Origin of the sequence: Rossellomorea vietnamensis, assembly GCF_008180615.1 — a bacterium.
GTDB lineage: Bacteria > Bacillota > Bacilli > Bacillales > Bacillaceae_B > Rossellomorea > Rossellomorea vietnamensis_D.
In genome coordinates this window covers 42078-54558 of record NZ_VTEH01000004.1, presented here as the reverse complement: position 1 = coordinate 54558, position 12481 = coordinate 42078, and the positions used below count along the sequence as shown (strand labels likewise).

Below are 12481 nucleotides of genomic sequence, written 5' to 3'. Positions count from 1 at the left end.
TCCTTACGCTTCCTTTTCCTGCTGGTTGTCCTGCAGCCATTTCATTGCTGTTTCTTTGTACGGAATGTATTCCCCGCGAGTAATTTCCCTCTCGCCATAGGCGGCTTCATCGAATTTCAGCGCCAGGGAATAAAACTGTTCCGCCCATTCTTTATTTACCTTTTTCAGCTCTTCGTAATACTCCCAATTCGTCTTCCACTTCCTAGCCACAAGCCATTCTTTTTCATGAAAGAACAGCAGCAGGGCAAGGAACAGATGGCGGACGGCAAGGGAATAATTTTCTGCCTCTTCCTGGTGTTCCGATTCTGCCAGGTGCTCACTGTAGGACCAGTCTTTTTGAGCAAGGTTCTGCAAAGGTTTCTGCCCGGCCATCTTCCGGTTGTTGTACACTCTCCGCGAAACGAGGAAAAGCACGATGAGAAGGGCGGCCAGTCCCGCGATGACCAGAACAAGCGTGATCATTGTCCCTCCGCCTTGCGAGGCTTGATAGGCGGGGAACAGATTATTGAGCCATTCCATGAAGGTTTCCTTGATCGATTCCCATAAGTTTTGAAGAAACCCCTGGTTTTCACTTTGGTACTGGGTATACTCCCGGTCATCAAGGATGTCCTGCAACTCATCTCTGGCATTATTTTCGTTGAGCAAACTGACTCACCTGACTTTCATAGAAGCTCTTTTCTTGAACTTTGCTGCTAACTTTATTAGTTTCGAAAAATATTGCTACTATACTTGTTTATAATCCTGAATCATATCCTGCAGGTCTTCTGCACCGTTCCTGATTTTCAGGTCAAAGAACATCACGGCAAAACCGACGGAAATAAAAATAGTGGTAATAAGTGTGATCACATTATACAGGAGGTTGAACAGAACGCTGTTTCCTAAAAATGCACCCAGTGTGAATTCAAGCGCCGCCGAAACAACTCCTGTAATCAAGAACAGAACAATGAACACCCCAAGGAGCTTCCATCCCTGCCCCTTTGTAAGGTTCCAGCTCGTGCCGATCCCCGGCGCCGTGCCTCTCTCAGTGGCAACAATCCCCAGGTAAAAGTACCAGCGAGTCAGAAGATAGCCGATACCGACCGCCACTGCCAGGAAAATCAGCAGCATGAAGATTACCGTCATAATGGAACCGGCAAGTGAATCTGCTGTAAAAGTTTCCGAAAACCCAAACATAAATAATCCACTTAATCCGATAATCATCAAAGGCAGCACAATCAAGCCGAACACGATAAGCCCAAAGACGATACTGCTCCCCACTAATGGCCAGAAGCGGGAGAATCCTTTTTTTATGACGCCTCCCACTGTATATTCTTCATCCTTGCGAATATGGTTGACGACATGGATAATGGCGGCTGAAGCCACCAGTGATAACGCTGTACTGATAAGACCCAGAAGGAAGATGCCAAGTTCGAGAAATACATTTGTATTCTGAGCAGCAAAATCCGGTTCGGTTCCCTCAAACGCCGCCGTCATCTGGCTGAACCAATCATCCCCTGCGCCAACCTGCCTGAAAAAGCTTGTTCCTGCTAATAGCTCAAATAAAGCCTGCAGGAGGTAAATTGGTCCTAATAAAATAAGTAAAATCAAGAAAAAATCAAGAAATTTGTTCTTGCTCAAACGGAACGTCTGATCCAAGATCTCGCCAAATCCCTTTGGCCTATTAAGCTGTGAATTCATTCTGTAGACCTCCCAAAAGTTAAAATGCAAAAAGTTTCAATATAATGACTATTTTATCATTTTTATAGAATAATACGACCAATAACTGTAATTAACGGCTCTTTTCTATGACTTTATTTATTTCATTCAGAAGTCTGAAGGGTGTCTTCGTAAGGTGATTTCCACTCCAAACGGACGACTCCGCGGGGCAGTCGGTGAATTAAATAGCGGAAGCGGACGTTCAGCGGCGTAAAGTTTTGAGGGCTCTCGTTTGAGAGATAGGAAATACAACGAACGTAGTGAGTTGATGTTGACTTAGATAAGAGACTTAAGAAATCAAGCGAGCTTCCCCAACTTAAGGAGAGTCATTTGACTAAAACCGGTTCCCTGCGGTGAATTTAAATGGGGTTCTAACCTCAAAAATGAGCACTCCTTCATGATACTTCCTTGAAATTGAGTATCTAAAGGGAAAAATAAGGGGAGATTTTCCCCTTATTTGCAGATTTGAACCCATTTTGCAGGTGAATAGCGGGAATTTTTCCCCTTATATAAAGAAAAAAACCTATTTTTTAGTATCTTTGGTCAAATAAGGGGAATTTCTCCCTCTATTTCAGGCTGTTTTCTAGGCTGTTTACTAAATAAGGGGAATTTTTCCCTCTAATTAAATGGTTGTTTGTATGAAAAAGGCATATTTAGGCTTGGGAAAACAATTAGCTTATCCACTTTGAATCGTACTTATAGTATGAGGATTATTGTAATAGCCTTTTTTATGTTAGATGAGGGCGGTGATGACATCAATGAAGTTTTCCTCAAGAATTGCTGCTGTTTTAAAAGTAATGGGTAGATTCTCACTTTGTGGCTTTATTGAATCACCACGCTAATTTTCAGTGGTTTAACGCGGGATCCTGCTAAAGCACCACTAAACAAATTCAGTAAATTTTATGATAGTATATTTTAATATAGTTGTATGAATATTAAGAAAAAAGGAGGTGATCCCGTGAAGGTGAAGCAGGATATGATCCAAAAGTTGAGGGTTTTGCTGGGTGAGGAAAATGCAGTACAAGTGTACCGGCACAGCCGGGATGAATCTTCCCACCTTCCTGTCGAGCCTGATGTCGTTGTTTTTCCTAAAAATAAGGATGATATCATTTCTGTATTGGATATTGCGAAAAGAAACAACCTTCCTGTGATTCCGTTTGGAACAGGTTCCGGCTTGGACGGACATGCGATTCCTATCCATAAAGGAATTTCCGTTAATTTTGAAAGAATGAATAGAATCGTTTCTTTTAACTCGGAAGATTTGACTGTCACCGTGCAGCCGGGAATCAAGCGAAAACAATTGAATAAAGCCATCAACCTCCATGGGCTGCAGTTTCCTGTCGATCCAGGTGCTGATGCCAGCATTGGCGGCATGGTCGCTACGAATGCCAGCGGAACGACGGCGGTCCGTTATGGTTCAATGCGGGATCAGGTGTTGAGCTTGGAAGTTGTTATGGCAGATGGAACGGTGGTCACCACAGGAAGCCGTGCTAAAAAATCATCGAGCGGCTATAACCTCAATGGACTTCTTGTTGGCTCGGAAGGCACGCTTGGAATCGTTACTGAAGTCACTTTGAAGCTGCACGGCATTCCAGAACATACCGTAACTGCTCGGTGTACTTTCGGAACTCCCAAAGAATGCGCCGAGGCTGCCCAGACAGTTTTAATGAGCGGGATACAAGTTCTGCGGATGGAGCTTGTGGATGAGGATAGCATTAGACAGGTGAACTTAGCAGGCGGGCACTCTTTTCCGGAAGCACACTCTCTCTTTTTTGAATTTGCGGGTACCAAAGCTTCTGCAGAAGAGGATGCTGCGTTGACGAGGGAAATCGTCCTGGAGCATGGTGCGGAAAATTGGGAAAGAGCAAATACCACGTCTGAAAGCAATGAGCTTTGGAGGGCACGCCATGAATTGTCCTACTCTTTCCGCCATATCCCCGGGATGTCGCAGTCAGGCGGAGATGTCTGCGTTCCCATCTCCCAGGTTGCCGAAATGGTGGTCTTTGCCCGCGCACTTATAGATGAAAGCGGACTGCTTGGCGGAGTATTCGGCCATATCGGCGACGGAAACTTTCATACTCTGGTCGTCTATGACTCCAGTGATTCCCGGCAAACAGCCGCGGCCGAACGGATCAACGACCTTGTTGCCCGGAAAGCGATCGATGTCGGAGGCACCTGCACCGGAGAGCACGGAGTCGGCCTTGGAAAGATGAAATACCAGGAACTTGAACACGGTGCTGCACTATCAGTTATGAAATCTATCAAAAAACTGCTTGACCCTGATAACCGGTTGAATCCTGGGAAGATTTTTTGAAGAGTAGTTACATTAACACACTAAAGCACGAAAAGGGACTGTCCCTTTTCGTGCTTTAATGCGATAAAAGGTATATTCCAATAAAGAAAAACTCTACCAGTCAGTCAATACTACTTTCAACTTCTTTTTGTCCAACTCTACTCCAACTATAGATTAGCAAGAAGGCTGCAGTTCCAGTTAAATCAAATAACACGTCCACCAGACATCCTGTTCTATGGAAAAATAATTGAGCCACCTCAGTGAATACAGCAAAAAGAATTGAAACTAGTAACACAACTGCAACCTTATTGCGCCATATCATCAAAAGAGCTGCCAAAACGAAAAAGCTTATGACATGTCCAGCTTTCTGAAAGGCATAAGAAGGATTATTGTAGTTGAATTTATATTCAAAAAAACTCAGCAAATCGGGCTGGCTGTTGAAAATGAAACTCACTCTTTGAGATACCATCACCTCACGGAAGCTATATGAACAAGTCAAAACAAACAGCAAACCTAAATACAAAAAAACCACCAATAACCGCAAAATGAATCCCTCCCGGTCATCATTCTTGCCAATCATCGGCGGCTCTATGCTTTCCGCTTCACCCCTTTAAAGCGAGAAAAGGGACTGTCCCTCTTCGCGCTTTAAAGCCCTAAAGCAGCAAGTTCACTCCCAGCTCCTCTTTAGCTGCAGGGATGTTAACAGTGAAGGCTGTCTCGTATGGGTCAGAGGTACAGCTGATACGGCCTTCATGTTTTTCCACGAGCTTTCGGCAGATATATAGGCCGATCCCCGTCCCCAGATCTTTTGTTGTATAAAAAGGTTCAAAAATGGCTTCCAGCGCTGCTTCACTGATTTCAGGCCCATTGTTGGCGACCGTAATTTTAATTTCCTCGTTCTCAAACGTACAGCTGATGGTAATTCTTCTGTCACTTTTCACCTGCTGAAGGGCATCAATCGAGTTCATGATCAGGTTCAGGAACACCTGCCTCAGTTCCTCTTTATTTCCTTGAATATAGACCTGGGAATCAAGATGTGATTTTACCTGTACATCACCATCCACCAGGCTCGGATACAGAAATTCAATCAGCTCGCTTAACATCGTGAATACAAGAAACTTTTCTTTCTTGCTCTCAATGATTTCTTTCCTTGAAACATGAAGAAATTGAGAGATTCTGTAGTTCAATTGATCCAACTCATGACTCATCACGTCCAAATACGGAAGCTCCGGATAGTCACTTTTCAGTAATTTAGTAAACCCGATTATAGAGGTTAAAGGGTTTCTGAATTCATGGACGAAGCTCGAACTCATCTGCCCGAGGATCGTCAATCTTTCTTTATGCGTCTGGTCGATATATACCTCTTTTTCCTTCAACTGCTCGTCCTTGATTTCTGAATAAAACTTCACGGCAAGATATGAGAAACGATCAAAGACCCTGTTGATCTCCTCGAAATAGGGGTGAAGCTCCTCTATCTTTATTCCCGAGGTGCTTACCCATTTAATGATTTCACTTCTGCCCACATTGACATTGTAAACAAATTCACTGATGTTCACACCGGATTGCACACGCTCGCTGGCAACCTTACGTGCAAGCAGCTTAATCTCTTCTTCACTCAATGGACTGCTGATAGCACGCTTCACAAGCCCGTACATCCTCACTCCATTATTGACGACTTCTTCCTTGAACTTATCACTATCCGAAATCACAACTTTTTCCCGCCATGTCTGTAAGAATTCTTGAAAGTTTTCTTCAAGAAATAACGCAAGCATCTCAGCTGTTCTTGTCACATGAGCCACACCCTTACCAATCATTCTTATATCTAATCATACCAAATTATAGAGTGACTTTTCGGAAAATTTTCCTCTATTAAGATTAAATTAGTGTTAAAATAACGATAAGGAGGTGACAAATGGAAACATTTCACAACTGAACCTGCCGCTCTGATTACAACCCCTGTATTCCCCTAAAACTACACTCTGGAGGTCCTCATTGAAATCTTCTACTAAAAATCAACTGCTATCTGATCATTTATCCAAAAATCGGGAAAAGATAAAAGAAGATGTTCTGCTCTTTTACAGTGAATCTATTCCCGATATACTGGAAGTACTCTACGACACTGCCTATTTTGAAAAAGAAATCCGCCGGCTGGAACCCCTATTCGAGTCTCCTTTCCATTACCGATTCATTGAATTTCACGGAATGAATCTCTTCTTCGATGGCTTTCTCTTCTCCCTTTATTCCAAGGCCAATCTTCTCGACGAATACCTGCGGGAAGAAATTTCAGAAGGAGTCAAGGCCAGGCTTGATGCTATGACCGATGATGCCGGCAGACTATTTAATGAAGCAGAAGTTGAATGCTTCACTCTTACCGCCTACAAAATTTTCGAATTCGGAACCAATGCAGGAAAAGATTACTCTTTTTAAAGAGTTCTGCTCAGTGAAAATTCCCAAAAAACCAACCATCTTGGTAACTAAGGAGCGCTCTCTGTTCAAAGAGTTCTCCCTGGTATCCAGGCAAAACATGGCCCTTGTCCAAGACAACCACATATCGAAAAAATCTTTAAAAGAGGTGAAGAAAATGGAAGAAACATTAAAAGAGATATTAGGTAAGCTCGAAAAAATAGATGACAGATTTGAAGAGCAGGAGAAAAGTATCAATGCCCGGTTCGATGAACAAGATCAGAAATTCAACGCCCGCTTGGACCAACAAGACAAAAAATTCGGAGACCGCTTTGATGAACTCGAAGGTAAATTCAATACCCGCCTGGATCAGCAAGACGAAAAATTTGATGCACGCCTTGATGGACTAGAAGGTAAGGTCAATACCCGCCTGGATCAGCAAGACCAGAAATTCAGTGTCCGCCTTGATGAACTAGAAGGTAAGGTCAATACACGGCTGGACCAGCAAGACCAAAAATCAGGTGCACGCCTTGATAAACTAGAAGGTAAGCTCAATACCCGCCTGGATCAGCAGGATCAGAAATTCAGTGCCAGCCTTCATAAGCATGACAAGGCGTTCGCAAGACAGGAAAATAAGTCAGAGGCCATCTACAAACGATTGTCCAATCTGGAAACCGGCCAGGATGAAATCAAGGAAATCGCCAAACGCATTGAGACCCGTCAGAACAAGGATGTCATCGCTTCGCTGAGAACCTTTCATACGAAAATAGATTCCAAGACAGAGGTGTTGAATAGAAGGTTATTCAACGCAGAGACGGACATTCAGAAACTCAAAAAATAACGTAAAAAAAGCGCAAGCGCCCCTTTTAGCCCCGTCAGGCAAATGTTCCCCGGAGAAAAAAAGGCGTTCTTTCCTTTTATTCTCCGGGGAACATTTGATCCCGAGGGGCTGGGCGCTGGAGCTGGATTCAGAAACGCTGCCTAATTTCGATCTAAAAATTATATACTTTCTTATCTTTTAAAAAAGACGAATCCCACTGGTTATGGATTCGTCTTTTTTCTAGTTATATTTCTGTTACTGAGATAAACCTCTACTAATCCAGCAAAGTCAGGCATTCTCCAGTGGCCATCCACTTCATTCAATACGGTTTCCTAAGTTTAAGTGCAGGGTGCTTTCATCGACATCCAATAAACCATTTATTTAGTTCAGTGTTTTGATGGCTACTTCCACTGCGGCCTTTAAACTGGATAAAGGCCATGCCGGCAATTTCCCGTTTGTTAAGCCTAATTCAAAAGAAGCTGGAATGTGTATGAATCCTGAAGGCAGGTCAACACCCTTTTGTTTCGAATCATGCAGTAAAGAATACATGACATTGTTACATAAATAAGTGCCTGCTGTATTTGAGATCTCTGCAGGTATCCCATTTTCCACGAGGTTGTTAACTATATCCCGAATGGGAAGCGTTGTAAAGTAAGCATCACTTCCATCCTCTTTAATGAGTTCATCAACAGGGACATGATTGGAGTTATCCCGAACCCCATCGTTAACATTTATAGCTATCCTTTCAGGGGTAACTTTATTTCTTCCGGCAGCAAGACCAAGTGAAATCACTGCTTCCGGACTCAACTCTTCTACATACCGTAATAACTTATCAGCGGATTGGCCGAATACAACAGGGAGAATCCTCCCTTTAATCAAATACTTGCCTATTATCTTCCCGTCAAGTTCTTTTACAATAGCTTCTGTCGGATTATGGGAGTGTTCTAAAAATGGTTCAAAACCTGTCAGTAGTAATGTTTTCAATAGATTCTCTCCCTTCACGAATATAGTCCAGTTCAATTCTCATCTTAATATAAGGCTGTTTTACATTATTGCTGCTTTCAGATATCCCCTGATACAAAGGGTTTTCCTCTCTATTTGGGAGAGCAGCTCTGTACTTCTCATTATGATCAGGATATCCCGGTGAATCAGGGTGATTTTTTTCGGAATTGTTATCTAATAGCGACAAAGTTTACGAAAAAAGACTTATATAAATAACAGTCCAAATACTGAAAAGAGTGCCATACCTGAACCTATGCCAAGAAAAAGTTGTTTGCTTTTAGTACAAACAGCTTCCTTCCATTCATTTAATTTCACATCTTCTTTCAATTGACGGTCAGTTCTTTCCAATGAACGGGATCTCGGGACAACCACTGTTGTCAGTCTTTTAAAACCTCCGAAAAAGAGATTCAGGAAGCCCGTCTGGAAGATGTAGAAACCTGCTCCGAACAGCAAACTAATAAGCCCCCAGTAAAACAGCTTATTTACCATGGTAACCGGCTCTATATTCATTAGAAGTTGGCTTGCAGCCAATGTAATGAAGGCAATAAAAGTCGTCAGGATATAATTCCGCATTGAACCCTTCCTTTCTTAGCAGAAGAAAAGGGTGACTCCCCAGAGTAACCCCCAGTAAGTCACCCTATCCTCTATAACTTTTAAACTAGTTTGATACCTTCTCTGCCCAGCGCAGATTAGGGTAGCGGTTTACTGGATAAACTACTCCTTCATAATCAGTAGATGTCAGATAGTTTTGGGAATAAAAGTAAACCGGCATGAATGGAAGATCTTCCATTAGTACACTTTCTGCCTCATGAAGCACCTTCATACGCTCTGCTTCATCCTGAATCCCTTTTGATTCCGAAATAAGAGAATCATATTTTTCATTCACCCAGTTGGTACGGTTGTTAGGGCTGTCCCCGAGGTAATAGTCCAGAATTGGAGTGGGATCAACATAGATTCCGATCCATCCCATACGGGCCATCTGGAAGTTCCCTTGGTCTGTTGTGTCAAGATACGTCTTCCACTCCTGGTTGTTCAGTGTCACTTCGATACCCAGATTTTGTTTTAACATTTCCTGTACGCCTTCTGCAATTTTCTTATGATTTTCAGATGTATTATAGATTAACTCCACTTCAGGAAGTTCGTCCCAACCTTCTTCCTGTTTCGCTTCTTCAATAAGTCTTTTTGCTTCTTCAACATTTTCTTCAAAATATTTCTCTTTCTGTTCACGGAAATCTCCATCAGGTGTCTCTACTCCATAAGGAACAAACGCATGCGCTGGTGTTTCACCCGATTGGGAAATGTTCTCTGTTATAGATTCTCGATCGATTGCCATGTTGAATGCTTTGCGCACTTTCTGATTTGTAAATGGCTCTTTTTCCACGTTGAACATGAACATATACGTTCCGAAATAAGGTGTGATTTTAAAATCTTCGTTTCCTTCTTCCTGAGCAATAACATCAGTTGGAAGAGTATTGATAAGATCTAATTCTCCTGATTTATACATTTGATAATAGGTTGTGGCATCACTAATCATTTCCCATGTGATCTTTTCCATTGAAATATCATCTTTGTTCCAGTATTCTTGGTTCTTCTCAGCCACCAATTCGCTGTCATGCTGCCAAGTTGTCAGCGTGTAAGGTCCGTTACTTACAAGAGTATCCGCTTCAGCAGCCCAATTTTCATTTTCCTCAACCACTGATTGATTTACAGGATAATAGGACCAGAAAGCCAATAGTTTTTCAAAGAAACCAGTTGGTGACTTCAGTTCAACCTGCAATGTTTTTTCGTCCAGCGCTTTGACACCTACATCCTCTGCGGACCCATCATCTTTATTATATTCCTCTGCTCCTTTTAAGTAATAAAGGTAAAAGGCAAAAGAACTTCCGGTTTCGGGATTTAATGTACGTTTCCAGGAATATTCAAAGTCATTGGCTGTAATAGGATCACCATTTGACCATTTAGCATCACGCAATGTAAAAGTGTACGTCTTTTTGTCCTCGGAAATCTCCACATCCTCCGCAAGAGCAGGCACAACTTCTCCATTTTCATCATTAGTGTACAGCCCTTCAAATGTGTGCTCTATTATCCATCCTGATGTGGTATCCGTGGCCAGTGCCGGATCAAGGGATGGGGGTTCACTACTTGCATTTACAGTGATTTCTTGAGAAACTTCTCCGCTTCCTGCTGCATCTTCGCCTCCGCTGCATGCTGAGATGAATGGTGCAGTTACTAACAACATCAATATGCCTTTTAACAGACTTTTTTTCATAATCATCCTCCTAGATTTTAAGTATTATATAAATGACATGCCACCCAATGGTTATCTCTTGCCTCCCGCCATTCTGGAACAACCTCTGCACACACCTCCATGGCATGGGGGCATCGGGTACGGAATCTGCAGCCCGATGGCGGGGTGATCGGGCTTGGGGGATCCCCCTGCAACACAATTCTTTCCCGCTTTCCAACCTCTTTGGGATCAGGAATCGGAATCGCTGATAGCAATGCTTGTGTGTATGGGTGTAACGGCTCCTGAAACAATTCATCACTTTCGGCCATTTCCATCATGTTTCCTAGATACATGACCCCTATCCTGTCACTAATATGTTTTACCATCCCAAGATCGTGAGCAATAAAGAGATAAGTAAGCCCCTCATCCTTTTTCAGATCTTCCATCAAATTAACGATTTGTGCTTGGACTGACACATCCAAAGCTGAGATTGGCTCATCGGCTACAATGAATTCTGGTTCAACAGCAAGTGCTCTGGCGATTCCGATTCTTTGCCGCTGCCCTCCGCTGAATTCATGTGGATAACGCTTCGCATGTTCAGGGCGGAGGCCCACCTTCTCCAGCAATTGAAACACCCTTTCCTTCCTCTCACTTCCTTTCAAGAGGCCGTGTGCATCAATTCCCTCTGCGATAATATCCATAATGCGCATCCTGGGATTCAGGGAGGCATGGGGATCCTGAAAGATCATCTGCATGGTCCGGTTGAATTCCTTTGCTTCTTTTCCTTTTAACTTGGATGTATCTTTTCCATTAAAAATGATTTTCCCCTCTGTTGCCCCGTGGAGGCCGACTACCGTTCGTCCAAGTGTCGACTTCCCGCTTCCGCTTTCTCCGACGAGTCCAAGTGTCTCTCCTTTCTTAATCGAAAAAGAAATGTTATCGACAGCTTTAAGAGATTGATTGGCACCAACATTAAAATACTTTTTAATTTCCAAGACTTCTAAAAGTGAATTTGACACTAATCATTCCTCCCTGCTGCAACTAAGCCTTCAACCTCTGGTGCCCTCGGATCATTTAGCCAGCATCGGGCATGGTGGCTGCTGGACACTTCCAGTGCATCTGGCATCTCCTGAACACATATCTCCATTGCATATTCGCATCGCGGAGCAAATGGACATCCTTTAGGAGGGGCGAATAAATCGGGGGGAGATCCTTCAATTGGTATAAGCCGTTCCTTCTCACCACTGCTATACTTCGGTATCGAATTAAGCAATCCCCATGTGTAAGGGTGTTTGGGATTTTCAAAGATTTCTTCAACCGTTCCATTCTCGATTACCACTCCTGCATACATAACAGAAACCCTTTGAGCAATCTCTGCAACTACGCCAAGGTCATGAGTAATGATCAGTATGGATGTGCCCAGTCTTTGCTGTAAGTCTTTTAAAAGATCCAGTATCTGTGCTTGGATTGTTACATCCAATGCTGTTGTCGGTTCATCGGCAATAATCAGCCTGGGTTCACAAGAGAGGGCCATTGCAATCAAAACCCGTTGTCTCATTCCTCCGCTTAATTCATGAGGATATTGGCTGAAACGCTTTTCCGGATTAGGAATTCCTACAAGACTGAGCAGCTCGGTGACCCGGTTGTTAACTTTGTGCTTAGGCAGATCTGTATGCTTCTTGATGGTTTCTGCGATTTGTTTCCCGATTTTCATTGTTGGATTCAGAGATGTCATGGGGTCCTGGGAAATCAGGCCGATTTTTGAACCCTTTATCTTTTGCATCTCTTTTTTAGACAAACCGAGGATTTCCTTTCCCTCGAATGAGACATTTCCTCCTTTTATCATGCTGACTCTTTTAGGAAGGAGACCCATGATCGTTTGTGCAGTTACACTTTTCCCGCAGCCGCTTTCTCCGACAATCGCAAGAACTTCCCCCTGCTTTATATGAAAATCAACACCGCGTACTGCTTTTACTTCTCCACCGTATGTTTTAAATGAGACTCGTAAGTCTTTTACATCTAATAGACGTGTCATGTTTAT

The 12481-nt window shown here is 43.0% G+C and carries 12 protein-coding genes; 3 read left to right on the top strand and 9 right to left on the bottom strand.

Annotation, left to right across the window (positions count from 1 at the left end; translation table 11 throughout):
- Nucleotides 1-3: 3 nt before the first annotated feature.
- Together FZC79_RS07500 and FZC79_RS07495 are read right to left on the bottom strand one after the other, a co-directional pair.
- The gene (locus tag FZC79_RS07500; RefSeq protein ID WP_148946194.1) at nucleotides 4-645 is read right to left on the bottom strand and encodes a DUF4129 domain-containing protein; all 642 of its coding nucleotides are present in this window, start codon (nucleotides 643-645) and stop codon (nucleotides 4-6) included.
- A gap of 78 nt (nucleotides 646-723) precedes the next feature.
- A complete protein-coding gene (locus FZC79_RS07495) occupies nucleotides 724-1677 on the bottom strand; it encodes a glycerophosphoryl diester phosphodiesterase membrane domain-containing protein (protein WP_148946193.1) in 954 nt (317 codons plus the stop codon).
- A 994-nt stretch (nucleotides 1678-2671) separates the two neighbouring features.
- Between FZC79_RS07495 and FZC79_RS07490 the strand changes: the two genes are divergently transcribed.
- Nucleotides 2672-4009 carry an FAD-linked oxidase C-terminal domain-containing protein gene (locus FZC79_RS07490; protein WP_187442701.1) on the top strand — a complete coding sequence of 446 codons (1338 nt, stop codon included), beginning with the start codon at nucleotides 2672-2674 and terminating at the stop codon, nucleotides 4007-4009.
- Nucleotides 4010-4109: 100 nt separating this feature from the next.
- Here FZC79_RS07490 and FZC79_RS07485 read toward each other — a convergent pair whose 3' ends face one another.
- Together FZC79_RS07485 and FZC79_RS07480 are read right to left on the bottom strand one after the other, a co-directional pair.
- Nucleotides 4110-4532, bottom strand: coding sequence for a VanZ family protein (locus FZC79_RS07485; RefSeq protein WP_187442682.1), 423 nt, complete (start codon nucleotides 4530-4532; stop codon nucleotides 4110-4112).
- Nucleotides 4533-4641: 109 nt separating this feature from the next.
- Nucleotides 4642-5778, bottom strand: coding sequence for a sensor histidine kinase (locus FZC79_RS07480; RefSeq protein WP_252183281.1), 1137 nt, complete (start codon nucleotides 5776-5778; stop codon nucleotides 4642-4644).
- A 202-nt stretch (nucleotides 5779-5980) separates the two neighbouring features.
- On the opposite strand from FZC79_RS07480, the gene FZC79_RS07475 reads away from it, so the two are divergent.
- Entirely contained in the window at nucleotides 5981-6415 is a 435-nt protein-coding gene (locus FZC79_RS07475; RefSeq protein ID WP_148946191.1) for a hypothetical protein, read from the top strand.
- Between the two features lie 154 nt (nucleotides 6416-6569).
- Nucleotides 6570-7232: a hypothetical protein gene (locus FZC79_RS07470; RefSeq protein WP_148946190.1), complete on the top strand. Its 663-nt coding sequence runs from the start codon at nucleotides 6570-6572 to the stop codon at nucleotides 7230-7232.
- 360 nt (nucleotides 7233-7592) lie between these two features.
- Here the strand turns inward: FZC79_RS07470 and pcp are convergent, their stop codons facing one another.
- From pcp to FZC79_RS07445, 5 genes are all read right to left on the bottom strand, one after another.
- Nucleotides 7593-8195, bottom strand: coding sequence for a pyroglutamyl-peptidase I (gene pcp / locus FZC79_RS07465; protein WP_148946189.1), 603 nt, complete (start codon nucleotides 8193-8195; stop codon nucleotides 7593-7595).
- Nucleotides 8196-8417: 222 nt separating this feature from the next.
- Complete coding sequence (locus tag FZC79_RS07460) at nucleotides 8418-8786, bottom strand: DUF3899 domain-containing protein (protein ID WP_148946188.1); 369 nt, start codon at nucleotides 8784-8786, stop codon at nucleotides 8418-8420.
- A gap of 85 nt (nucleotides 8787-8871) precedes the next feature.
- The gene (locus tag FZC79_RS07455) at nucleotides 8872-10482 is read right to left on the bottom strand and encodes a peptide ABC transporter substrate-binding protein (RefSeq protein ID WP_148946187.1); all 1611 of its coding nucleotides are present in this window, start codon (nucleotides 10480-10482) and stop codon (nucleotides 8872-8874) included.
- A gap of 17 nt (nucleotides 10483-10499) precedes the next feature.
- Complete coding sequence (locus FZC79_RS07450) at nucleotides 10500-11459, bottom strand: ABC transporter ATP-binding protein (RefSeq protein ID WP_148946186.1); 960 nt, start codon at nucleotides 11457-11459, stop codon at nucleotides 10500-10502.
- Entirely contained in the window at nucleotides 11459-12475 is a 1017-nt protein-coding gene (locus tag FZC79_RS07445; protein WP_148946185.1) for an ABC transporter ATP-binding protein, read from the bottom strand. Before FZC79_RS07445 ends, FZC79_RS07450 begins: the two co-directional genes overlap by 1 nt.
- Between the last annotated feature and the right edge of the window lie 6 nt (nucleotides 12476-12481).